This window comes from Mesorhizobium sp. B3-2-1 (assembly GCF_006439515.1).
GTDB lineage: Bacteria > Pseudomonadota > Alphaproteobacteria > Rhizobiales > Rhizobiaceae > Mesorhizobium.
This window is the reverse complement of record NZ_VFTI01000036.1, coordinates 17,413-39,948: the sequence shown is the minus strand read 5'-3', so window position 1 is coordinate 39,948 and position 22,536 is coordinate 17,413. Positions and strand designations below refer to the sequence as shown.

20 protein-coding genes and 1 pseudogene are annotated in these 22,536 nt (G+C 61.7%); 14 read left to right on the top strand and 7 right to left on the bottom strand.

From position 1 onward, the window contains the following. The first annotated feature begins 1 nt into the window (after window position 1). Window positions 2–895, top strand: a complete 894-nt coding sequence (locus tag FJW08_RS27830) for a branched-chain amino acid ABC transporter permease (protein ID WP_140813114.1) — start codon at window positions 2–4, stop codon at window positions 893–895. A gap of 3 nt (window positions 896–898) precedes the next feature. Continuing rightward, window positions 899–1,867 carry a branched-chain amino acid ABC transporter permease gene (locus FJW08_RS27825; RefSeq protein WP_140813113.1) on the top strand — a complete coding sequence of 323 codons (969 nt, stop codon included), beginning with the start codon at window positions 899–901 and terminating at the stop codon, window positions 1,865–1,867. Between the two features lie 56 nt (window positions 1,868–1,923). Here FJW08_RS27825 and FJW08_RS27820 read toward each other — a convergent pair whose 3' ends face one another. The 3 genes from FJW08_RS27820 to FJW08_RS32565 all read right to left on the bottom strand — a co-directional run bounded on the left by FJW08_RS27820 (window position 1,924) and on the right by FJW08_RS32565 (window position 4,395). Next, window positions 1,924–2,877 carry a helix-turn-helix domain-containing protein gene (locus FJW08_RS27820; RefSeq protein ID WP_140813112.1) on the bottom strand — a complete coding sequence of 318 codons (954 nt, stop codon included), beginning with the start codon at window positions 2,875–2,877 and terminating at the stop codon, window positions 1,924–1,926. Between the two features lie 386 nt (window positions 2,878–3,263). Then, complete coding sequence (locus FJW08_RS27815) at window positions 3,264–4,160, bottom strand: MBL fold metallo-hydrolase (RefSeq protein WP_181183072.1); 897 nt, start codon at window positions 4,158–4,160, stop codon at window positions 3,264–3,266. Between the two features lie 58 nt (window positions 4,161–4,218). Further along, the gene (locus FJW08_RS32565; protein WP_181183071.1) at window positions 4,219–4,395 is read right to left on the bottom strand and encodes a hypothetical protein; all 177 of its coding nucleotides are present in this window, start codon (window positions 4,393–4,395) and stop codon (window positions 4,219–4,221) included. 287 nt (window positions 4,396–4,682) lie between these two features. On the opposite strand from FJW08_RS32565, the gene FJW08_RS27810 reads away from it, so the two are divergent. Further along, complete coding sequence (locus FJW08_RS27810; RefSeq protein WP_140813110.1) at window positions 4,683–5,585, top strand: LysR family transcriptional regulator; 903 nt, start codon at window positions 4,683–4,685, stop codon at window positions 5,583–5,585. A 69-nt stretch (window positions 5,586–5,654) separates the two neighbouring features. Next, on the top strand, window positions 5,655–6,044 hold the full coding sequence (locus FJW08_RS27805; RefSeq protein WP_140813109.1) for a VOC family protein: 390 nt from the start codon (window positions 5,655–5,657) through the stop codon (window positions 6,042–6,044). A 233-nt stretch (window positions 6,045–6,277) separates the two neighbouring features. Here the strand turns inward: FJW08_RS27805 and FJW08_RS27800 are convergent. Continuing rightward, window positions 6,278–6,507, bottom strand: a pseudogene (locus tag FJW08_RS27800) (acetoacetate--CoA ligase); the annotation flags it as partial. Between the two features lie 231 nt (window positions 6,508–6,738). Between FJW08_RS27800 and FJW08_RS27795 the strand changes: the two are divergent. Further along, entirely contained in the window at window positions 6,739–8,724 is a 1,986-nt protein-coding gene (locus FJW08_RS27795; protein ID WP_140813108.1) for a conjugal transfer protein TraG, read from the top strand. Window positions 8,725–8,729: 5 nt separating this feature from the next. After that, window positions 8,730–9,167, top strand: a complete 438-nt coding sequence (locus FJW08_RS27790) for a ribbon-helix-helix protein, CopG family (RefSeq protein WP_140765668.1) — start codon at window positions 8,730–8,732, stop codon at window positions 9,165–9,167. An 89-nt stretch (window positions 9,168–9,256) separates the two neighbouring features. On the opposite strand, the gene ehuB is transcribed toward FJW08_RS27790, so the two are convergent. Then, window positions 9,257–10,129 carry an ectoine/hydroxyectoine ABC transporter substrate-binding protein EhuB gene (gene ehuB, locus FJW08_RS27785; protein WP_140813107.1) on the bottom strand — a complete coding sequence of 291 codons (873 nt, stop codon included), beginning with the start codon at window positions 10,127–10,129 and terminating at the stop codon, window positions 9,257–9,259. Between the two features lie 255 nt (window positions 10,130–10,384). Next, window positions 10,385–10,852 (bottom strand): Lrp/AsnC family transcriptional regulator, encoded by a 468-nt coding sequence (locus FJW08_RS27780; RefSeq protein WP_140813106.1) that lies wholly within the window; start codon window positions 10,850–10,852, stop codon window positions 10,385–10,387. Between the two features lie 126 nt (window positions 10,853–10,978). On the opposite strand from FJW08_RS27780, the gene FJW08_RS27775 reads away from it, so the two are divergent. From FJW08_RS27775 to FJW08_RS27765, 3 genes are all read left to right on the top strand, one after another. Then, complete coding sequence (locus FJW08_RS27775) at window positions 10,979–13,360, top strand: transketolase (protein ID WP_140813105.1); 2,382 nt, start codon at window positions 10,979–10,981, stop codon at window positions 13,358–13,360. 120 nt (window positions 13,361–13,480) lie between these two features. Continuing rightward, complete coding sequence (locus tag FJW08_RS27770; protein ID WP_140813104.1) at window positions 13,481–14,425, top strand: kinase; 945 nt, start codon at window positions 13,481–13,483, stop codon at window positions 14,423–14,425. Next, a complete protein-coding gene (locus FJW08_RS27765) occupies window positions 14,419–15,492 on the top strand; it encodes a PLP-dependent cysteine synthase family protein (protein ID WP_140765678.1) in 1,074 nt (357 codons plus the stop codon). Before FJW08_RS27770 ends, FJW08_RS27765 begins: the two co-directional genes overlap by 7 nt. Here FJW08_RS27765 and FJW08_RS27760 read toward each other — a convergent pair. Next, window positions 15,487–16,749, bottom strand: a complete 1,263-nt coding sequence (locus FJW08_RS27760) for a threonine synthase (RefSeq protein ID WP_140765686.1) — start codon at window positions 16,747–16,749, stop codon at window positions 15,487–15,489. The genes FJW08_RS27765 and FJW08_RS27760 overlap by 6 nt on opposite strands. A gap of 202 nt (window positions 16,750–16,951) precedes the next feature. Between FJW08_RS27760 and FJW08_RS27755 the strand changes: the two genes are divergently transcribed. The 5 genes from FJW08_RS27755 to FJW08_RS27730 all read left to right on the top strand — a co-directional run bounded on the left by FJW08_RS27755 (window position 16,952) and on the right by FJW08_RS27730 (window position 22,384). Next, window positions 16,952–17,218 carry a helix-turn-helix transcriptional regulator gene (locus FJW08_RS27755; RefSeq protein WP_140765680.1) on the top strand — a complete coding sequence of 89 codons (267 nt, stop codon included), beginning with the start codon at window positions 16,952–16,954 and terminating at the stop codon, window positions 17,216–17,218. A 165-nt stretch (window positions 17,219–17,383) separates the two neighbouring features. Then, window positions 17,384–18,112: a LuxR family transcriptional regulator gene (locus FJW08_RS27750; RefSeq protein WP_140765682.1), complete on the top strand. Its 729-nt coding sequence runs from the start codon at window positions 17,384–17,386 to the stop codon at window positions 18,110–18,112. 66 nt (window positions 18,113–18,178) lie between these two features. Beyond that, window positions 18,179–18,802 carry an acyl-homoserine-lactone synthase gene (locus FJW08_RS27745; RefSeq protein ID WP_140765684.1) on the top strand — a complete coding sequence of 208 codons (624 nt, stop codon included), beginning with the start codon at window positions 18,179–18,181 and terminating at the stop codon, window positions 18,800–18,802. Between the two features lie 927 nt (window positions 18,803–19,729). After that, window positions 19,730–21,136 carry a recombinase family protein gene (locus tag FJW08_RS27735; protein ID WP_181183070.1) on the top strand — a complete coding sequence of 469 codons (1,407 nt, stop codon included), beginning with the start codon at window positions 19,730–19,732 and terminating at the stop codon, window positions 21,134–21,136. A 21-nt stretch (window positions 21,137–21,157) separates the two neighbouring features. Next, on the top strand, window positions 21,158–22,384 hold the full coding sequence (locus tag FJW08_RS27730) for a HipA domain-containing protein (RefSeq protein ID WP_224617123.1): 1,227 nt from the start codon (window positions 21,158–21,160) through the stop codon (window positions 22,382–22,384). The last annotated feature ends 152 nt before the right edge of the window (window positions 22,385–22,536 follow it).

Sequence of the window (22,536 nt, the reverse complement as noted above, 5' to 3'; positions counted from 1 at the left end):
GATGTTCAAACTGCCCCCTCCCGACATCCTGCTCCAGCTCTCGCTCAACGGCGCGCTCGGCGGCGCCATGTACGGCGTCGCCGCCGTTGGCCTGAGCCTGATTTTCGGCACCATGCGGCTGATCTTCCTTGCCCAGGGCGCGATGATCATTCTGGCCGCCTATTTCGTGCGGACGCTGTTCTACGGCCTTGGCATCGACCCGTTCCTGTCGCTGCTCATCGTCGTGCCTGTCGGGCTCGGCGTCGGATGGCTGATGTATCAGGGCCTGTTCCGCAAGGCGGCCGCCGAGGAAGACCGCAACGTTTCGCTGCTGATCGCCGTCGGCCTGATGTTCCTGGTCCAGAACCTGATGACCGTGGTCTGGGGTGGCAACACCGCCGGCGTGGTGACGAGCTATACGGCGACCGGCATTGAGCTGCTCGGCGTGCGCACCTCGTTTACCCGCTCTACGGGCTTCCTGATCGCGCTCGCCGGCACCGGGCTGGTGATGCTCTTCCTGCGCAAGACCATTGTCGGCAAGGCGGTGCGCGCGGCTTCGGAAGACATGGACGCGGCGACGCTGATGGGTATCAGCCCGCACCGCGTCAACTCCATCGCCTTTGCCATCGGCATCGCGCTTGCGGGTGCGGCCGGCGTCGCGGTGGCAACCACCTTTCCGTTCAACCCGTTCGCCGGCTTCATCTTCAGCCTCAAAGCGCTGGTGGCGCTGGCGCTGGGCGGCATCGGCAACGTCACCGGCGCGCTCGCCGGCGGCATCCTGCTTGGCCTGATCGAAGCCTATGTCCAGTTCTTCATCTCGGGCGGCTGGACAAACGCCATCGCCTACGGCGTGTTCCTGGCCGTGCTGATGTTCAAGCCGGAAGGCCTGTTCAGCCGGCCCTACAAGAAGGCTTGAGAAATGAGCAACGCCTTCAAATGGATCGCCATGGTAGTCGTCGCGGCGCTCGCGCTGCTGCCGTTCCTGCCCGGTGCTGTCGACGCCTATTATTTCTCGTTCCTGTTCTTCGTCTTCCTCTACGCCATCATGGCGCAGAGCTGGAACCTTGTGGCCGGTTACGGCGGCCAGATCAGTCTCGGCAGCCACGCCTTCTTCGGGCTGGGCGCCTACACCACCGCCATCGTGTGGACCGGCAACTATATCTGGGGCTCGCTCTATGACACGCACCCCGGCATCTACTATTTCGATCCGGTGACCATGGCGCTGGGCGGCGTGGTGGCGGCCCTTGCCGCCGCCATCATCGGCCTGCCGCTGCTGTCCAAGCTGCGCGGCGACTATTTCGCGCTGGGCACGCTCGGCTTCGGCGAGATCGTCAAGGTGCTGTTCGTCAATGGCGGCGACTTCACCGGCAGCGCCTTCGGCATCGTCGCGCCCGCCGGCCTGTTCGACACGCTGCGTCCGCATTACTGGGTCGCGCTCGGGCTGATGGTCGCCACCGCGCTCGCCATCCGCGCTCTGATGCGCTCACGCTATGGGCTGGCGCTGATCGCGGTGCGCGACGACGAGATGGCTGCGTCGGCCAACGGCATCGATGTCCTGAAGGTCAAGGTCGCGGCTTTCGCCAGCAGCGCTTTCATCGCCGGCGTCGCCGGCAGCCTCTACACCTTCTACATCTTCCATGTCGGCCCGGACTCGGTCTTCGATCTCGACTGGATGCTGCTGCCGCTGATGATGACGGTGGTCGGCGGCACCGGCACGCTGCTCGGTCCCATCCTCGGCGCGCTGGTCATGTACGCCGTCTTCGACCTCGCGCGCATTGTGGTGCCCGACTATCACCCGGTGATCTCGGGGCTGACCATCATCCTGGCGATGCTGTTTCTGCCGAAGGGGCTGATGCGCAGCTTTGCGGGCAAGGCAAAGCTGGCGTAGGCAATAAGCTTCCCGATGAATGCAGCGCCCGAACTCCGCCGTTCAGACCCACGCGCCTAATGCACCACCGTCCTTAACCTCTCCCTCAACTCCCTCGGCGCGACATCATACTTGCTCTTGAACGCCCTTGAAAAATGCGCGCTGGAATTGAACCCACAGGCGAAGGCGATTTCCGAAATCGAGGCTGCGGCCCGGGAAGGGGACAAAAGCTCCTCCTTGCTGCGCTCCAGCCGCCTGTCCCAGACGAAACGTTCCAATGTCATGCCTTCGCCTTCGAAGGCGCGGTGCAGGTAGCGGCGGGAGCAGCCCATGTGGCGGGCTATGTCCTCGGCCGAGAGATTGCTGCGGGCGAGGTTGGCGTCGATGTAAGCAACGATACGCTCGCGCAGCGCTTCCAGCGGCGAGCGGCGGAAGTCCGGCGCCATCGGCTTGGCCTGGATCAGCCCGTTGACGAGCTGGATCAGGCTTTCGCCGACGCGGCGGCAGCCGGCCTCGTCGAGCTTGTGCGCGGTGCCGATCGCCATCTGCATCAGGCCGGAGACGATATGGGTGAGGCTGTCGTCCTCCCCGGGCAACGGCACCGGCGCCGAGAGGCGCGCCAGCGTCTCATGGCCGAAGGTTGAGCGCGGCACCTGCAGGATGAGCTGGTCGACATCACTGAGGTTCTGCAGGGAATAGCTGCGTAGCGGATCGTAGATGATCGCCGCGCGCGGGCCGAGATCGACCGCGACCTGCTGCTGTTCAAAGCGGCTGCGGCCGCTGAGCTGCATCAGGATCTTGATCGAGTCGGGATCGAAACTGCGCCAGAAGACGCGGTCGCTGACCACCAGATGCGACTTGGCCTTGATCTCGGAGAGCCGGCAGGAGCCGAGATTGACCGAGACCAGCTTGGGCAGGGACGGCGCGTCGCCGCGCGAGAAGCGCTGGGTGATCGGGCCGAACAGCATCCGCGACGCGGACAGGAAAGCCTCGCCGTCGGCGACGCTCATATGGCGGGTGGTAGCATGCATACAGTCTCCTCCTCCGGGTGGTCTCCCGTCTTGTCGCGGGATTGCGGCGCATCGGCAGGAGCCGACGCAGCCATCATTTAACTTAACATGCTAATCATACCCGCCGCAAACGCAGATATGTTCATGCTTCGCCAGCGAGGCGGGCTGGAATCAGCCGCGCCGCCTTGATAGTAGCCTCGCCTCGGCTGGCCGCGGCCGCGTCGTCGACGCGTGAGGCCGGCGAGGCCACGGACAGCGTGCCGATCAAGCGACGGTCAGGGCCGACCATCGCCGCCCTGTGCACGCCTTCCGTCGCGCCGCCGGATGGCGCAAGGGCCAGCAAATCACGGCCGTTCCCGCCGGAGGACACTGAGGGCACTCCGGTTCAGATCAGGTTGGGGCTCACCTCAGCCCCACTTCATTTCGCCTTTGACGACCTTGGCGCCGATGTCGAGGGCCACTCCCATGCCGAGGTTGGGGAAGCGGGCTTCCATGGCCGCCTTGAGCGCCGCGGCGTCCGCGGCCTTGGCCAGTTCCTCTTCGAAGGCAAGCAGGTAAGTCTTCGTGTGCTCGACGGCCGAAATGTCGGTTGCCGCTTCGGGTGTCATGTGCCCCGGAACGACGACGGCGGGTTTGATGGCGGCGATCTTGTCGAGATTGGCGATCCAGGCGGCGCGCTCTTCCTTCGTCGGGGTATCGGCTACCCAGACGTGCACGCCGGAGAAGATCATGACGCCGCCGAACACCGCCTTAAGCGAGGGCACCGAGAGGTAGCGGCGATTGGGCAGACCTTCGGCCGCCACGATCGTCACCGTCTCGCCATCGATGGTCAGCTCATCGCCATCGAACGCTTCCGGCAGGACGATGTCAGCCAAGGTCTGCGGGCCATTTTCCTTCAGCTGAGGACCCCAGACGGCCAGCTTTTTGTCCACATTGCCCTTGATCGCGGCAAGCGTTTCGGAAGACGCGATCACCTTGGCGTCGGGGAAGGCCTCGCGAACCGGCTTGAGGCTGAAGTAGTAGTCGGGATCCGACTGGCTGATGTAGATGGTGGTCAGCTTCTTGCCGGTCGCCTTGATCGCATCGGCAAGCGCCCGGCCGTCGGGGTAGGTGAAGCCACCGTCGATCAGCAGCGCTTCGATCGATCCCGACAGTAACACCGGAGCTCGGAAGAAGCCGTTCTGGCCGGCAGGAAAGTGCTTCCAGGCGGGTCCGGTTCCGGCGGCGCGGCCGATATCGGCGGGAGCAAAAGCGGCGGCGGCGATAGCAACGGAACTTTTCATGATCTGTCTCCTGGTGAGCATTTTGAAAACTCCTTTTTGTGATGGGCAAAGAAATCGGTCTGCGCGCTCGAGGCCAGGACTACGTCAACCGGGCCCAAGTGCAGGACAAATTGAGGAAGCTGCGGTCGGGCCTGGTGATGTTGGTGTGGACGGCCCCATTCTCGAAATCCTCGAGGTGGGTCACGGTCGTTCCGTCAGCCTCAATCCAGGCCACCATGAACACGCCCTGCCGAATGGCGATTGCGCGATAGGTCACGGCCTCCGCCTTGGCGAAGTCGTCCATTTGTTCAGGGGCAAACCGCATGGTTTCCCCGTCGCTATCGAACTCAAATGAAACGCGAGTTCGCCGAAGCGGGCCTCATGGACGTGGCCGATAGCCGGAAACATTTTCGCCGTCGTCATGCGGGGGACCCTTCGAATGCCGGGCAGATCAGCCGGTGGCTGAACTCGATGCGCAAGATGCATTGTCTTTATTGGTCGATAAATCCCGATGAATTGAATTCAATGTAAGCTATAGACACACAATCCTGCGGAGCGACGACCATGGAAGCGATCAACCTCAATAGGCTGGCCTATTTCGCCGCGGTGGTGGAGGCAGCTTCCTTCACACGAGCGGCGGAGCGTCTCGGCATCACCAAAACTGTCGTGAGCCAGCAGGTGGCGCGACTTGAACAGGAACTGAAGACAAGCCTTCTGCTTCGCACGACCCGGCGGGTTGAGCCGACCGAGGCAGGCCGGCTGCTTCACGCGCGATGCGCGATGATTCTGCGGGAGGCCGAGGCGGCCGTCGACGAGCTTGCCCAAACAAACGCTCAGCCAATGGGAGTTCTGCGGGTCACTGCGCCGAATGACTATGGCACCACCACCATCGCGCCGCTTGCAGCCCGGTTCTGTCGTACCTATCCGGCATGTCGCGTCGACCTGATGCTTTCGGACACCAGGATCGATCTGATCGCGAACCAGATTGATCTGTCGATCCGCGCGGGCTGGCTAACGGACTCGAGTCGTCAGGCACGCAGGATCGGTTCCTTCAAACAGTTTCTCGTTGCGGTGCCTGATTTAGCACGGAGCCTATCGCGCGCCGAACCCGAGGATCTATCCGACCTGCCCTTCATCGCGAATGTCGCGCTGAAAGAGCCGCTCGCTTGGCGTTTCACGCGAGGTGAACACGATCGGCGCACAGTGCGGATGAAGCTTGGGCTGACAATCAACGCCACGCCGGCCGTTCTGGAGGCGACCCTGGCCGGCGCCGGTATGTCCATCCTTCCAGACTTTGCTCTGGGCGACCACGTGGCGGCCGGCCGGCTGGTACCCCTTTTACCCGGCTGGACCCTACCCTCCGGCGGCATCCATGCTGTGTATCCGGCCGCCCGTTTCCGTCCGCCCAAGGTGACGCGATTTGTGGAGATGCTCGCCCAAGCCGGCAAGGCCGGTGTCGGCACTTAGTTGCGCCCAAGCCATACCGATGCGATTCTGCCAGCGACGCGTTGTCGACGCTTACGCGAGGCCAATGTGATGCTCCTGGCTGTCCACCATGTCGCAATCATCTGCAGCGACTACGAGACGTCCAAGCAGTTCTACACGAGCAAGCTTGATTTCGTCATTCTCGCCGAAAACTGGCGCCCCGAAAGGCGGTCTTGGAAGTGCGACCTGCGTCATGGCCTCGTCCAGATAGAGTTATTCAGTTTCCCGGATCCGCCGAGCCGGCCCAGCAGGCCCGAGGCCTGCGGATTAAGACATATTGCATTCGTGGTCGCGTCGGTCGAGGCAACTGCCGGGCTGCTTCGGTCGCGAGACGTTGACGTGGAGCCAATCCGAACAGACCCCTACACGGGGCGCCTGTTTACCTTCATCGCCGATCCGGATGGACTTCCGATCGAACTTTACCAGGCCGGCGCCTTATGAGCTGAACGAAGGCGCCTCCGGCGACTGGATAGACCTTCGGGCGCTCCGCTGACCAGGCAGTCTCTCGTTCCGATACAGAAAGGTGCCTGGCTTCCTGCTGCGCTCAGCTTGCTGAGCTATCCGGGGCGTTTGACAAGCTCCGTCGACCATCTGGTCGTCATTTTCTATTTGACGATGTGCTCCTGTGCTTCGAGGAGAGGCAAAACCAGAGACCGAGCACGGCTCGCCCGTGTATCAACCAACCGCGGCGGGCTCCTGAACAGCTCGAGCGGTTCCGGGTTGGCCGGCACCTCCTTGTTCTTGATGGCGCGGCCATGCACGACGTCGCGCACCGCGAGTTCGGTGGTGTTGCCCGATCTGGCGCGCGGGATGTCGGTGGCGGCGACGATCTTGTCCGGCACGCGGCTCGGCCTGGCGCGAATGCGAATCGTGGCGCGATGAGCTTTTGCAGATCGGCGTCGAGCGGCGTCTTGGCAACCACGTCTCCGGCGTCGTTCGCGGCAACGGCGGTGCCGTTTGGAGTTTCTCTCGCAAGCCCGGCTCGGCTTGTGTGGCCCCTCTCACATAGATTTCTGGAATCTCGGATTGCCGATCCCCTGTCTTCTTTGCCGGCAGCGCGACGTGACACGATCGGTGTGAGCCGGCTGTTGAATCTCGCATCCACCTGCCGGCCTCTCGGCACAAGGAGAAACGAATGTCGGGAACAAAAGTCCTTTGGGGGCAGATCGTCCTCGTCTTCCTGATCGTGCTCGTCACGATCTGGGCCTCGACACAATGGTCGGCTTGGCAGCTCGGCTATCAGGAGCGGCTGGGGGCGCCATGGTTCGTCATCGGCGGCATGCCAATCTATTATCCGCCTGCCATCTTCTGGTGGTGGTATTTCTACGATACCTACGCGCCTGGCATCTTCGCGCGTGGCGGTCTGATTGCCGCTTCGGGCGGCTTCATCGCGATCGCCGTGGCGATCGGCATGTCGCTGTGGCGTGCACGCGAGGCGACGAAGGTCGAGACCTATGGCTCCGCGCGCTGGGCCGAGAAAAGCGAGGTGCAGGCGGCGGGCCTGCTCGCCCCCGACGGCGTGGTGCTGGGCCGCTATGGGTCTCACTACCTGCGCCACGATGGGCCCGAGCATGTGCTTTGCTTTGCACCGACGCGTTCGGGAAAGGGTGTCGGCCTCGTCGTGCCGTCTCTGCTCACCTGGCCTGGCTCGGCGATCGTCCATGACATCAAGGGCGAAAACTGGAGCCTCACCGCCGGCTTCCGCGCCCGCCACGGACGGGTGCTGCTGTTTGATCCGACCAATGCGAGATCGGACGCTTACAACCCCTTGCTCGAGGTTCGCCGCGGTGAATGGGAGGTCCGCGACGTTCAGAACATCGCCGATATCCTGGTCGATCCCGAGGGCTCGCTTGAACGGCGCAATCATTGGGAAAAGACGAGCCATGCGCTCTTGGTCGGCGCGATTCTGCATGTGCTCTATGCCGGACCGGATAAGACACTGGCCGGCGTCGCGGCATTCCTGTCCGATCCGAAGCGGCCGATCGAGTCGACCTTGGCAGCCATGATGACGATGCCGCATCTGGGGGAGGGCGGTCCGCACCCAGTCATCGCCAGCGCGGCCCGTGAGTTGTTGAACAAGTCCGACAGCGAACGCTCCGGCGTGCTTTCGACCGCGATGTCCTTCCTCGGGCTTTATCGCGATCCTGTGGTGGCCGAGGTGACCCGCGCCTGCGGCTGGCGCATCGCTGACCTGGTCGCCGACGCTCGTCCGGCGACGCTCTATCTCGTTGTCCCACCCTCCGACATCAGTCGCACCAAACCGCTGATCCGTCTCATCCTCAACCAGATCGGCCGCCGTCTGACCGAGGATCTGCAGGCCAGGACGGATCGTCATCGCTTGCTTCTGATGCTCGACGAATTCCCGGCGCTCGGAAGGCTCGACTTCTTCGAGTCGGCGCTCGCTTTCATGGCCGGCTACGGGCTGAAAAGCTTCCTGATCGCGCAGTCCCTCAACCAGATCGAGAAGGCCTACGGGCCGAACAATTCGATACTGGACAACTGCCATGTGCGCGTCAGCTTCGCGACCAACGACGAGCGTACCGCCAAACGTGTGTCTGATGCCCTTGGCACGGCAACCGAACTGAAGGCGATGAAGAACTATGCCGGTCACCGGCTCTCGCCATGGCTTGGTCATCTCATGGTTTCGCGCTCAGAGACGGCGCGGCCATTGCTGACACCAGGCGAGATCATGCAACTGCCGGCCGGCGATGAAATCGTCATGCTGGCTGGTATCCCGCCGATCCGGGCCAAGAAGGCGCGCTATTTCGAAGACCCGCGGTTGCGGGAGCGCATTCTGCAGCCACCGTCTGTCACGGCTCGAGCCGAGCCGGAGCCTGACGATTGGACGGCGCTTCCATTGCCGCTTCCGCCACCGGATACGGGAGCCGCAACTGTCATGGCGAAAACCCAGCAGGAATCGACCGAGTCCGAGCTGCGACGTCAGCCCGAACTCGATCCCCTTCTCGGGGCTGTGGCGGAGCCACCGCTCGTCAACGAATTCGAGATCGACGCGCCTGACGAGGCCGATGATCTGGCTGCGAGCAGCAGCCGGATGGCTCGCTTTGTTCGGGGCGTGGCGCGTCAGATCGCGCTCGATCCGAACGACGGCATGGAGCTGTGACGACTGTGGCGGCAAGCAAGAAAAAGGTGCAGATTTCCGTCTATCTTGACCCTGCGGTGATGGCGGCGCTCCTCGAATATGCTGCCCGGCGCGATCGCTCGCAGTCGCTCATCGCTGAAGCGGCGATCGCCTCTTTCCTCTCTCCGGATGCCGACGCGCAACGCGAGGCGGCGATCTCCAAGCGTCTCGACCGGATCGACCGCCGGATCGCGCGGCTGGAGCGCGATGTCGGCATCTCCATTGAAACCTTGGCGGTATTCGTCCGCTTCTGGCTGGCGACCACGCCCGCTCTGCCTGAACCGATGGCCCAGGCAGCGCGCGCCAAGGCAAGCGAGCGTTATGAAGCTTTCGTTTCCGCGCTTGGCAGGCGCCTGGCCAAGGGGCCGAGCTTGCGGCAAGAAATCCCCGAAGACGTCGCGCCGTCCAGCGATCCGGAACGATAGTGATGTGAGGCCCTGTCGGCCGACGCGCGAACTCGCGCGGCGCGCAACCCGGTCCTGTTGATGTCAGACGGCTTTTGTTGCTGACCCGGTCAGTTGGCGGCTCCGCACAACTGCGACGTCGTCAATCCTGGCGGCACGTTTTCCGTGGGGCCAAATCCGTATTTCGCCATGATGGTGGCGATCGTGCCGTTGGACATGACCTTGGCCAGCCCCTGATTGTAAAGGTCGCGCAGGTCGCCATCGTCTTTCCTGAACGCGATCGCGATGTAGCTGATCGACTTCTCGTCGGTCGTGAATGGGCTGGCGCGTTCCAGATCGGGGCTCTTTTTGCCGGCAAGCAGCCCGATCACCGTCGGCGAAGAAAATACCGCGGCGTCGATGCGGCCGGCACGCAGTGCCGCGATGTTGGTCTCGATGTCGGGAAACTGCAGGATGCGATCCCCAGGGACGCCCTCGGCGATGGCGTTCTGGATGACGTTGCTGCCGCGGCCGCCGCCCATGATCGTGTCGGATTTATTGGCAAGATCCGCATAGCTATGGATCGCCTTGGGGTTGCCGGCGAGTACGATCGCCGCGTCGTCCGACCTCAGGTCGGGAGCGCCGAAGGCGACCTGCTGGCATCGCGGAGGCGTTATCGACAAGCCGGACGCCACGGCATCGAAACGCCCAGCCATCAAGCCAGGGATCAATGCGCCGAACTCGGTGACCTCGAAGTCGATCTGCTTGACGCCGAGATCGGCGAACGCCGCTCTAAGCAGGTCCGGATGCCAGCCGAGCAACTCGCCGGTTCCTTCCTTCTTGTAGCCCCATGGCGAACGGTTATGGATGCCGATGACGATCCTTCCTTCCTTCAAGACGCGTTCTTTCGTCGTTTCCGCCGCGGCCGGTAGAACAGATCCAACAATCGCGGCATAGGCGATGCAGGCCAGGCCAATGGCGGCCGATCGGGCTCGAAATTTCATCGTGCAGTCCTCCCGTGAGATTGAGTTGCGCGCAGGCGTTCCGCCTCAGCCGCTCAACGCTACGTTGACGAGCGCCAAGTCGTCAATATAGATGTACAAAATATGTACATAATATTGCGAGCGCAGTAATGAGAGGCGCTCTCGCTCGTAGTGCGAGGGCATTACATTTGTGCGTGAATGGCGGTCGAGTTGACGCGGCCCCCAATCTCGCTTCCAGCCGCCGGGCGCGATGACCGACGCAGAATACCCGGCCGATCAGATAGGCAAGACTTCCGAGCGCTTGACCTGGCCGAGCGCGAAGCTGCTTTCGATGGAAGCGATGTTGTCCAGCCGCGTCAGCTTGTCCTTGATGAACCGCTCATAAGCCTCGAGGTCGCGCACCACGATGCGCATCAGGTAGTCGCGCTGGCCGGTCATCAGATAACAGTCGAGAACCTCCGGCCAACGCAGCACGGCTTGCGAGAAGCGGTCGAGATCGTCCTCGCGTTGCCGTTCAAGCTTGATCGAGGCGAAGGCGCTGATCGGCAGGCCAAGCTTCTTCTGGTCGACGACCACGGTATAGCCTTTGATGACCCCGGCGCTCTCCAGGAGCCTGACGCGCCGCGCGCAAGGCGAGGGCGAAAGACCGACGGCTTCGGCGAGATCGTTCGTCGTCGCCTTGGCGTTTTTCTGTAGCGCGGCGATGATCTTCAGGTCGATTGCGTCAAGCGCCGGATTTGGCATGTTTCCCCCGTTTAGGCGTGACTATTGGCTGCGTGAGCCAATATCATCGATCTGTTTGGGCAAGAATAGTCACATTCGGAAGATCGAGGCAGCTATCGTTGAGCCGCGATTTCACAGGAGCCGACGATGACGATCCTTTCCGAGCTTGAGCGCAAGGTTCTGTGGCTGGCTGTGTGGATGATCCATCACGCCAATCATGTCCGAGGGGCGGAGGACGGCCTCAAAGTCGGGGGCCACCAGGCGTCGTCGGCGTCCGCCTCGACCTTGATGACGGCGCTCTATTTCCAGATTCTGAGGCCGCAGGACCGCGTTGCCGTCAAGCCGCATGCCAGCCCAGTCTTCCATGCCATCCAGTATCTGTTCGGCAAGCAGACGCTTGAGCAGCTGCGGAATTTTCGTGGCTATCGCGGCGCGCAGTCCTATCCGTCCCGAACCAAGGATATCGACGATGTCGATTTCTCGACCGGTTCGGTTGGACTGGGCGTGGCGCAGACCCTGTTCTCCTCGCTGGTCCAGGATTATGTCGCGGCAAAAGGCTGGAATGCGGACCAGCCGGAGGGTCGGATGGTCGCTCTTCTCGGCGACGCCGAAATGGATGAAGGCAATATATTCGAGGCGCTTCTCGAAGGCTGGAAGCACGGCCTGCGCAACACCTGGTGGGTTGTCGACTACAACAGGCAGAGTCTCGACGCGGTGGTGCGCGAAGGCCTGTGGCAGCGTTTCGAATCCATCTTTCGCAACTTCGGCTGGGATGTGGTGATCCTGAAACATGGGACATTGCAACAGGCCGCCTTCGAGGAAGAGGGCGGCGAAAAGCTGCGGTCGTGGATCGATGCATGCCCCAATCAGCTCTATTCCGCGCTGACCTTCCAGGGCGGCGCTGCATGGCGCAGGCGCCTTCTGGACGACCTCGGTGACCAGGGACCGGTCACCCGCTTGATCGAGAAGCGCAGCGACGAAGAGCTTGCCGCCCTGATGGCAAATCTCGGCGGCCACGATCTGGCGAGCATCATCGATGCCTTCGAGGAAGCGCGCGGGCATGATCGTCCGACCTGCTTCATCGCTTATACGATCAAGGGCTTCGGCCTGCCGCTGGCCGGCCACAAAGACAATCACGCCGGACTGATGACACCGGCGCAAATGGAAACGCTGCGACAGGGCATGAATGTCCGCGGGGGGCGTGAATGGGACCTGTTCGAGGGCCTCGCATACGATGAGACCGCGATCCGGTCCTATCTCACATCGGTTCCCTTCGCGCAGGCGGTCCCGCGTCGCCACCAAGCCCCTGCTGTTCCGGTGCCAGCGCGGATCGGCTTCAGCGCCCAGGCCTCGATGTCGACACAACAGGGTTTCGGGCTTTTGATGCACGAGATCGCCAAATCGGACAGCGACTTTGCAAGCCGTGTCGTTACCACGTCCCCCGACGTTACGGTGTCGACCAATCTCGGGGCATGGGTGAACAGGCGCGGTCTGTTCGCGCGCGCCGGGCAGGCGGACGTGTTCCGCGAGGAGCGCATACCCTCTACCTTCAACTGGACGTTTTCGCCGTCGGGACAGCATTTCGAATTGGGCATCTCGGAGATGAACCTTTTCACGATGCTTTCGGCGCTGGGCTTGTCACACTCGCTTCACGGGGAGCGCCTGCTTCCGGTCGGAACGCTCTACGATCCCTTCATCGAGCGCGGCCTCGATGCGCTCAACTATGCCTGCTACCAGGACGCCCGCTTTGTTCTGGCGGCGACGCCCTCAGGCGTGACGCTGGCGCCCGAAGGCGGAGCGCATCAGTCGATCGCCACGCCGTTGATCGGCATGGCGCAGGACGGCCTGGCGACGTTCGAGCCGGCCTATGCCGACGAGCTGGCAGTCATCCTGCGTTGGGCATTCGACTACATCCAGCGTTCGGGGGAGGGCGAGCCCGACGCCCACACCTGGCTCCGTGAACAGACCGGAGGTTCGGTCTATTTGAGGCTTTCCACACGATCGATCGAACAGCCAGTCCGGCGGATGGAGGATCAGCTGGCGCGCGACATCGTCGATGGCGCCTACTGGTTGCGCAAACCTGGGCCGAACGCTGACGTGGTGATCGCCTATTCGGGGGCTGTCGCGCCGGAGGCGGTACAGGCGCTGGGGTTGATGGCCGGCGACCGGCGCGATGTCGGCCTTCTGGCCGTGACCTCGGCCGATCGGCTGAACGCCGGATGGTCAGCCGCGGCCCGGGCGCGCCAGTATGGCCATCCGCGCGCCTCCAGTCATGTCGAGCGCCTGTTGGCCGGTCTCCCGGCCTCATGCGTCATCGTGACGGTGTTGGACGGGCACCCCGCGACTCTGGCCTGGCTGGGATCGGTGCATGGTCATCGCACGCGTGCGCTGGGCGTCGAGCATTTTGGCCAGACCGGTACGATCGCGGATCTCTACCGGCATTACGGTATCGATGCGCAAGGTATCATGGCCGCGGCGCAGTCGGTTTCGGCCGGCAGGCCGCTGCGGCACCTTGGCTCCGCCGCCTGACGATCGATCACGCATCCCCGGCCGGCTCGTTCGATAGAAGGCCGTCAATACCGGAATTCCTTGAGGGCAGATGTCAGCCGTCGGCGCCATCCTCCTCCGCTGCGAGAAAGCGTGGGGGAGATGAGGATGGTTGGGGCCGGCGATCTTATGAGCCGAGAAACGCTGCGGTCGTCGGTGGGGACGGCAGCGGCGATTGCGCATCACGGCGAACTCATCCAGGGCGTCTTCAAGGATGATGGCGGGCGCCTTCATCGCGGGCTCGTCACACTGCCGATTGCCGGCTTGAAATCGGAGGCGAGCTTTTCCAGGAGCGACGGCGATGCAATCGTTGTCCAACCCGATCATAAGGTCAAGGCGTCGGCAGCCGCGCGGCTCACGCTCGATTTCTTGAACGCCACCGGCGGTGGCGAGCTGACACTTCGAAGCTCGATTCCTGTGGGGCACGGCTACGGCTCATCGACGGCGGACGTTGTTGCTTCCATTCGCGCTGTCGCCGCAGCCCTCAAGGTCCAGTTGCGGCCCTCGAGCATCGGGCGTCTGGCCGTTGCCGCCGAGCGCGCCAGCGACGCGATCGCCTTCGACGATCACGCGGTCCTGTTCGCGCAACGCGAAGGCACGGTGATCGAGAATTTCGGAGGCTCGCTGCCGCCGCTGCTTCTGGTCGGGTTCAAGGCAAATGGCGGCGCTCCCGTCGACACATTGCAGCTGCCGCCGGCGCGCTACGACAGTGCCGAAATCCAGGAATTCGGCGTGCTTCGGGCGCTGGTGGCGCGGGCGGTTCGTCTTCAGGATCCATATCTTCTCGGACGCGCCGCCTCGGCCAGTGCCTTGATCAGTCAACGGCACTTGCCGAAGCAGGGTTTCGACGAGATCGCCGAAATCGCCAGGTGGGCCGGGGCGTGCGGGGTGCAAGTCGCCCATAGCGGTTCGTTGTTCGGTCTGATTTTCGATCTTTTCACATCGAATCTGAAGCGGCGGGCAGCCCTGGTCGCGCAGCAGATAAGACGCGCCGGCTTCAAGGATGTCGAGGTCCATCTGGTCAACGCGGAGGGCTGGACATGGTGAGCCTCGATGTGGACTATTTCAGGGACCTTGAGACCCCGCGCCTTGCTCGACTGGCACCAAATCTCGTGGCCGCGGCTTTTCCTCTGATGAAGCTTATGCCGGCCCGCTACATTCTGGATCGGGCAGCGTCGAATGGTGAACTGAAGGCAGGCTCCCATATTGTCGAGACGACGTCCGGCACGTTCGGCATGGCGGTGGCGCTGCTCGCGGCGGCGCGTGACTATCGCCTGACGCTCGTCACCGCTTCAACACTGATCGATACCAAATACAAAGCTCGCCTGGAGCGTATCGGCGCCACGGTCATCGCGCTTGACGATCCGCGCGGCGACGGCAACCAGCCTGGCCGGCTCAAGCTCCTGCAGGAAATCCTGGCCAAGGAGCCGGACGGCTTCTGGACCCGCCAATACGACAGTCCCGGTAACTGGCTCGCCTATGCGCGGCTGGCTGAACTTTTCATCCGGGCAGTGGGCAGGGTTGACTGCCTGGTCGGCTGCGTCGGTACGGGCGGCTCGCTATGCGGCACAGCATCCTTTCTGCGAACGGTGTTTCCCCATCTGACGGTATTCGCCGTCGATACCCATCGCAGCATTCTGTTCGGGCAGCCCGTCGGCAAACGCATGCTGCGGGGCTTAGGCAACAGCGTCCTGCCGAAAAACGTAAGACATGAACTTGTCGACGAGATCCATTGGGTCGGCGCCTATCCCGCGTATATGGCCGCGCACCGCTTGCTGCGCGAGCAGGGAATCTTCATGGGGCCGACCAGCGGCGCCGCCGCGTTGGTGGCGCAATGGGCTGCAACCACGCTTCCGGACGCGCAGGTCGCGGTCATCATGCCTGACGAAGGCCATCGCCATGTCGAGACCGTCTACAATGACGATTGGCTCCGGTCCCTGCCTGGCTGGCCCTGCAAGGAACTGCCTGAGCCGAGGACGCTGACGACAATCGCACCGGCCGCGGAGACGCAATGGACACGCTTCCTTTGGTTGCGTCGCAGTCTCGACGATGTGCTGAAAGCGCAGGCACCGGATGAGGTGCCGCCGGCTATCGGCGCTGTGGAAAATCTATGAAACGAGATCCAGCCCGCTTCTGTCGAGCCAGCGCCAGGCGTCGTCCGTCGTCTGGAAGATCTGATCGTGTTCGTTCGATCCAGCGGACCGATCGAGGTCCTTGAGACCGCTGGCTGTCACGACGGCCACGACGCGGTCTGTGGCTGCGATGATACCTTGGTCCTTGAGCGTCGAAATGGCGATTAGCGGCGTGACCGACGCCAGTTCGGCAAAGATACCTTCGTCCCGCGCAAGCCGTTCCTGCATCGCGATCAGCCCGTGATTGTTGACGGGGACGGCGTGCCCGCCGGAGTCGCGCAGAGCCTTAAGCGCCTGAAAGGTGCTGCGCGGGGTGCCGATCGAAACGGCAAGGCTGTCGAAGGGCATTTTGCGTTCACTCAAGGCATCGGCGCCGCTGGCGAGGGCGTCCGCCAAGGACCCGTGCACCTCTGCGGCGACGAGACGGGGCAGCCGCGTGATCGACCCTTGCGCGTACAGCTCGCAAAAGCCGGCCCACACGCCCGACAATGCATCGCCATAGCAGACCGGCAGGACGCACCAGTCCGGTGCCGTGCCATCCGATTGCTCGACGATCTCGTAGGCAATCGTCTTGTAGCCCTCGATGCCGAGTGGATGGCTGCCGACGACTGGACCGTGATAGGGCGAGGCGATGAACCAGTCGTAGCGGGCAGACGCCTGTTCCAGCATGGACCATCGGTCCATTTTGCTGACCAGGGGCAGGACCGTCGCGCCATATTTTCGGATCTGCGCCAGCATCGCGCCGGCGGAGTCCGCGAAAGTGGTGACGACGCATTTGAGCCCGGCTCTAGCCGCGTAAGCCGCCAGCGAAGCGCCGGCGTTTCCCGATGAGGCGGTCGCGACGATCTTCGCGCCGCGTGCGCGCGCCACGCTGACCGCGATGGTCGAGAAGCGGTCCTTGTGCGACCAGGTCGGGTTTCGGCCTTCATCCTTGATTGCAAGATCCGGCACGCCGAGAAACGAGCCGATACGCGGCGCCGCAAGCAAGGGTGTCAAGCCCTCGCCGAGGCTCACGGCATCCGCGGCTGTGCAAGGCAGCATGTGCGCAAAGCGCCATAGCGAGCGCGCGGCAGTGGCGCCGTCCAAAAGGGGAGGGTGCGGGGCGACGTAAACCGGCCGAAGGTTTGCCGGCGCGGTGTCTCGGCACCGCGCGCACCCTTTGGAGTCGATGGTGACGTTGGCGGGATAGGCAGCGCCGCATCGGATGCAGGCGAACTCCAGGACCCGGCTTTTGTCCATATCGGGACGGCTGGTCTCGCCTGAGGAGTGCGCGGACATGTCGTGCGCGAGGTCGCGAAACGGCCGGCTCGCCATGGCTATTCCTTGTCCAGGAAACGATGAATTCGCTGGTTGTTTCAAACAGCCAACAGCGCCGCTGTCAATGCGGAATGTGCACTATAGTGTGTCGCACCATAGTGCGCGTCGTAGCATCCGTTGTTTGATGAAACTTCGTGGGGTTTTTGGCCTGAACGTGCAGCGGCTTCGGAGAGAGAGAAAACTCTCTCAGGAGCAGTTGTCTTTCGTTTCGGGCCGCACGCGAGCCTATATCAGCAGCGTCGAAGCCGGGAGGCGCAACGCCACCCTGGATACAGTCGAAATTTTGGCCAAGGCATTGAATGTCGACCCGCAAGAGTTGGTTTCGGCAAGCCCGGCCAATAAGCGAGCTATTCGGGTGACGAAACCTGCCGCTTCAAAGACGGCCGGCTGAAGCCAGCCGGCATCAATGTAGTAATGATCGAATTTTCACTTATCTCACCTTCGTGACAGGTGATTGACTCCTTTAGTGTACATTCGATGCGTGTCCTATTGAAGATTGTATCTGAACACGCATAGGTTGTTCTGCGGGTAGGGCCTGAGTGTAGTCGAGGCTGCCATGGAGAACGAAATTGTTGTTGACCTCTTTGCGGCGATCTCGAAGATCGACACTGCGCTCTCGGCTGATGCAATCCTTCAAGAGTTCCGCTCAGCCCTGGCACGCTACGGATTGCGCAGTTTTCTGATCACCGGCCTGCCCGTGCCGCACGATACAGACTGGCAGCGGGAAATCCTGGGCGATGGCTGGCCTCTCGACTGGTATCGTCGCTACGTGTCCGAGGATCACTTTTTGCACGATCCTTGCGTTGCGCAGTGCCGGCACTCGCCAGAGCCCTTCCTGTGGCGCGAGCTTCCCGCCGCAAAGCTGTCGACACGCGCGAAGCTGGTGATGGACGAGGCAGCTGAATTCGGGATGAGAGAAGGTATCTGTGTCCCCATACACGTGCCTCTTTCGGGTCCCAGTGTCGTCACCGCGGCGAGCGACGGGATGGAAGTTGCGCCACGCGAAATGCCCGTTATCGAGACGCTTTGCGTGCACACTTTTCGGAGCCTCTCGGCGCTGGGAACGCCGGGCGATGGCGATGAGCCCATGCCTTTGACGGCGCGTGAGCGCGAACTTCTGGAGTGGAGCGCACAAGGCAAGTCCACCGACGACATCGCTTGTATCCTGGGCGTCACCAGGAACACGGTCGAAAGCCATCAGCGCAACATTCGAGGAAAGCTCGACGCGATAAACGTGTCCCATGCCATCGTCAAGGCGCTGCGACGGCAGGAAATCCAGATTTAGCAATACCTGAATACCGTCATACGTACCGCAAGTCCGTTTTCCTACGACCCTGCGCCTGGAGGCGTCATGGTTCGTATGCATTTGGTCACCTGGGATAACAGGAAGCACTACAGGAAAGTTCTGGAACGCTACTTTCGCATAAGGTACGACATTTACGTCAAGCAGAGGCGGTGGCGCGCCGTCGCCCGGCCCATCAACATCGAGATCGACGCCTTCGACAACGAGCATGCGCTTTATGTCCTGGCGCTTGACACCAACGGCAAGATCGTCGGCGGCTCCCGTCTCGTGCCGACGCTGGAGCCGCATCTGATGAGCGAGGTCTTCCCGGTTCTCGCCGGCGGCACGCCGCCGAGAGCGGCTGATATTTTCGAATGGACGCGTTTCTTCGTCGATCCATCGCTTCGCACGCACGGCGCCTCGTCGCCGATCGCCGGCTTCGTTCTCTGTGGTCTGCTCGAGACGGCTCAAAGGCTGGGGATTCGACAGATCAGCGTGGTATGCGAAACATTCTGGCCAAAACGCCTGCGCGCGCTTGGATGGACGCTCGCCGAACTCGGCGACGTTCTCGAGCATCCGGACGGCGACATTATAGCGCTGCTGATTGACGTCACGCCTGAGGCTATTGAGCAGACGCGGCGCGCTTATGGCATAACCGGTGTTATACTTGCGGAGATACCCACCGCCAGCTGAAGTTCCCCAGCAGTAGGCCGCCAATCGATCGCGAATTGTAGAACTATCCGACAACCACTTTGGGGCCGTTTCCAGCCCGTCCAGTTATGGACGAGCTTGGCGATAACCTGACACTCTCCAACGGCTTTCAACGAATCTTGGAACAGCTACGGTTGGCTTCGCCGGCAGAAGCGAGTCCATTGTTTGCGCGCTATTAACGCTGGCGCAATCATCCCGTTCTAGAGAGCTTGCCGCAAGGCGTTACGGCTATCCCCTTATCTTCGCCTCCGGTATCAGCCTGGGATGGTTTTCCCACCAGTACAACGAAGCGACCTCCGGTCTGGAGGCCCTCAGACGTACCGTCCTTAGCGCCTGCCTCCACTCCACGATATGTGTAGCGAGTGCAGCCGAACTGAACGGGGGCGATGACCCTCGATACGACTTGGGTCCGGGCGGAAAGCTCTATTAGGTCACCAGCCCCTTATTCGCGCCATACGGGGCATCACGGCTACCGGGCATTCTTGACTGCTGCTGGGGCCTTCCCTGGCGCCGCTGCTAGCGATAGCCTCTAGCGCAGCAAGTAAAGCCGGACACCAATCCCACAAGTTGAAGCACCTGATGCCTTTACACCGCTTTAAAGCCGGAGGAATGATTGACCCCTGATGCCTGCCCATTCTGCACCAGCACAGAAGTTAGGCCCCATATCAGGCGAGACATGCGTGTAGTCATTGTCTGCGATGAATGCGGAGCGTCAGGGCCGATATGCATTGATCAGGACGCCGCCGCTGAAAGCTGGAATAGCCGTCCTTGGAAAGGCAACCAGCGGCCTGCATCATCGAGCTATCGGTAGACACCAAAAACATATTTAAGTTTTATTGGATTGAATGATCAGGCAATATAATATCCCTCCTCAAACGGCGAATGTGTGTCGCATGGGGAGGCACTATAGTGGCTAATGTGACGACTGAGCTTCGCGTTCCAGCGGCGCAGTACATTCGCATGTCAACAGAGCACCAGCGCTATTCTCTTGAAAACCAGATCGCTGCCATTGCGGAGTATGCCGAGACACGGGGCTTCGCTATTGTCCAGACCTATTCCGATGCCGGTAAGAGCGGCTTGAGCTTGAAAGGGAGAGAGGGACTCAAGCAGTTGTTGGGCGACGTGGTGACTGGCAGGCGCAGTTATTCGGCAGTTTTGGTTCTGGACGTTAGCCGGTGGGGCCGCTTTCAGGATGCTGATCAATCCGCACATTATGAGTTCCTGTGTCGAGATGCAGGGGTTGCGGTGGAATACTGCGGCGAGCCGTTCGAGAACGACGGCAGTATGGTTTCGTCAATCGTGAAGAATCTAAAGCGGGTGATGGCGGGCGAGTTCAGCCGTGAGCTCTCGGCCAAAGTCTCAAGGGCGCAGAAGCAGCAGGCCAGCCTTGGATTTAAGCAAGGCGGCCAAATGCCTTATGGAACAAGACGAATGCTCGTTAGCAAAGATCGGGAACCTCGATTTCTCCTCGGACCGGGCGAACAAAAGGGGCTAGACACCGATCGTGTTGTCTTTGTGCCGGGCCCAGGCGAGGAGATCGGGATCGTCCGACGCATTTTCCGGATGTTCGTTGACCAAAGACGAAGCATGAGCAGCATTGCGAAAAAGCTAAACGAGGAAGGTGTGCCTTCAACAGACGGTTGGCGGTGGACATTGGGGCGGGTCAGAACCGTTCTGAAAAGCGAGTTGATGATCGGATATTATGTCTTCAACCGAACCACAGGGCGATTGAGAGGGCCGTCTCGACCAAATCCTCCGAACCTATGGGTCAGAACACGGGTCATGGAGCCGATTGTGGACTCAAGACAGTTCGCAAAGGCCCAACGGGAGATGGGGTACAAGCGCGGGTACGGCTATGCGAAGTCTGACATGGTCAAAGGCCTTCGTCGGCTTTTGCGAGAAAAAAAGAAGCTCTCTTCGGACATCATTGACGTCTGCACCTACACGCCTTGCGCACGATCTTATGGAGAGCGTTTTGGAGGCCTACGGGCTGCCTACGCCATCGTGGGCTACGAGTGCCGCTGGCGACCTGGGCCGCGTCGCAGATTTTCGGATGAGGAGCTCCTTGATGGCATCCGGCGGCTACACACTGCGTTCGGCCATGTTACCATTGCGCTCATCAATGCCGACCCAGACCTACCACGGGCTTTCGTCTTCATGCGGAGATTTGGCACGATGACTAGAGCCTATGGGCTGGCAGGCTTTCCAACTACTAAGGCAGAGGCATGTTCTGCCGCGCGAAAGAGGGCTAGCCCGCGCCTTCGAGAGGGATTGCGATACGAACCGTCCAGGCCGCGCAGCGAACGAACCAGATAGCCCGCGAGGGTAGCAACGCCTGTGAACATTGATTCACCTCGGACGATACAGTCGCTAGATGTTCTTCTTGGCAAGCGGAAGATCGGCACGATTGTGCGCAGCCCCGTCTATGCCTTCAACTTTACGCAGCAATATCGGGAAGCGGGCGGTTTTCCAATTCTCAGCCTCTCGTTTAGGTCAGCAAATGGCGAACTCGGGAAAGACCCGAAGCCGCTTGCGGGCATCCTACCCGCGTTCTTCGCCAATCTCCTGCCCGAGGGTAAGCTGCGCGAAGCAATGGAGAAGCATCACCAGGGCAGCGTAAGGCGACGCAATGACTTCGATCTCTTGGCGGTGCTTGGTGCCGATGTTTCCGGGGCAGTGCAAGCCTTGCCCAGTGATGGTCCTGTCGTGAACGAAAAGCCCAAAGCTCATTTCTCTCTGGCCGGAATGCAAATGAAGCTGTCCGTTGCCAAAAAGGGGGGAGAAGGAGGCGCCTTTACCCTGCCGAAGGACGGCGAACTGGGTCAGTACATCGCAAAATTTCCACCCGAGACGTTTCCGGGGGTTTCGGAGAATGAGTTTGCCAATCTGGCCCTTGCCGCAGCTATCGGCATGGATGTGCCTGACCGCGAGTTGGTCGAGAGGTCCGACCTGCAGAACGTTCCCGAGGAACTCAACCCCCAGTCCGGGGGACCGCTTCTTCTGGTCAGACGCTTTGATCGAGGCGCGAACGGCCAAAGGATCCACATTGAGGATTTCGCTCAAGTCTTCGGAGTCCCTCCCTCGCGCAAATATGACGGCGCTGCCTTTCACCAAATCGCGGCTGTCTTGAACGAGGCTGTGTCCCCTAGTGCGGCTCTCGAATTCGTCCGTCGCTTAACTTTGGCAGCTTTGACCGGCAATGGTGACATGCATCTGAAGAATTGGTCGCTGATCTATCCTGGAGGTGGCGATAGACCGGCTCTTGCCCCGATCTACGATGTGCTATCGACCGTTCCCTACATCCCAACCGACGCCATGGCGCTCTCCCTCGGTCGGCAGCGGTCGTTCAAGGCGCTTACGGCGTCGCGGTGGAAAGCGTTCGCAAACCGCGCCAGGCTGCCCGAGGCCGCCGTGCTTGAAGCGGTTGTTGAGACAGTCGCACTGGTCAACCAGCATTGGTGGCGTTTGCCGGAGCGCGAGATAGTCCCTGCAACGATCCTGGAACGCATCGACGAGCACATTAAGGTCATGACTCCGATTTTGACCACCCGCGACGGAAAGTGACTCCGATCCTGGCTAACTGCCATAGTGGCCCCGATGAGACACCCCGCGCCTGGTCGTCACAGACGGACAAGGCATCCCGGCTGTCCTCAAGGGACAAGCCGGCGGAGCGGAGGAGACTAAGAGGCAGCTAGAGGCACCTATCATGGTCTACC

Coding starts and splice junctions, on each gene's coding strand:
- FJW08_RS27755 (WP_140765680.1), top strand. CDS start 16,952: ATGAAACTTCGTGGGGTTTTTGGCCTGAACGTGCAGCGGCTTCGGAGA.
- FJW08_RS27795 (WP_140813108.1), top strand. CDS start 6,739: ATGTCGGGAACAAAAGTCCTTTGGGGGCAGATCGTCCTCGTCTTCCTG.
- FJW08_RS27825 (WP_140813113.1), top strand. CDS start 899: ATGAGCAACGCCTTCAAATGGATCGCCATGGTAGTCGTCGCGGCGCTC.
- FJW08_RS27745 (WP_140765684.1), top strand. CDS start 18,179: ATGGTTCGTATGCATTTGGTCACCTGGGATAACAGGAAGCACTACAGG.
- FJW08_RS27770 (WP_140813104.1), top strand. CDS start 13,481: ATGAGGATGGTTGGGGCCGGCGATCTTATGAGCCGAGAAACGCTGCGG.
- FJW08_RS27820 (WP_140813112.1), bottom strand. CDS start 2,877: ATGCATGCTACCACCCGCCATATGAGCGTCGCCGACGGCGAGGCTTTC.
- ehuB (WP_140813107.1), bottom strand. CDS start 10,129: ATGAAATTTCGAGCCCGATCGGCCGCCATTGGCCTGGCCTGCATCGCC.
- FJW08_RS27805 (WP_140813109.1), top strand. CDS start 5,655: ATGCTCCTGGCTGTCCACCATGTCGCAATCATCTGCAGCGACTACGAG.
- FJW08_RS27760 (WP_140765686.1), bottom strand. CDS start 16,749: ATGGACAAAAGCCGGGTCCTGGAGTTCGCCTGCATCCGATGCGGCGCT.
- FJW08_RS27780 (WP_140813106.1), bottom strand. CDS start 10,852: ATGCCAAATCCGGCGCTTGACGCAATCGACCTGAAGATCATCGCCGCG.
- FJW08_RS27750 (WP_140765682.1), top strand. CDS start 17,384: ATGGAGAACGAAATTGTTGTTGACCTCTTTGCGGCGATCTCGAAGATC.
- FJW08_RS27775 (WP_140813105.1), top strand. CDS start 10,979: ATGACGATCCTTTCCGAGCTTGAGCGCAAGGTTCTGTGGCTGGCTGTG.
- FJW08_RS27815 (WP_181183072.1), bottom strand. CDS start 4,160: ATGCTCACCAGGAGACAGATCATGAAAAGTTCCGTTGCTATCGCCGCC.
- FJW08_RS27765 (WP_140765678.1), top strand. CDS start 14,419: ATGGTGAGCCTCGATGTGGACTATTTCAGGGACCTTGAGACCCCGCGC.
- FJW08_RS27810 (WP_140813110.1), top strand. CDS start 4,683: ATGGAAGCGATCAACCTCAATAGGCTGGCCTATTTCGCCGCGGTGGTG.
- FJW08_RS27830 (WP_140813114.1), top strand. CDS start 2: ATGTTCAAACTGCCCCCTCCCGACATCCTGCTCCAGCTCTCGCTCAAC.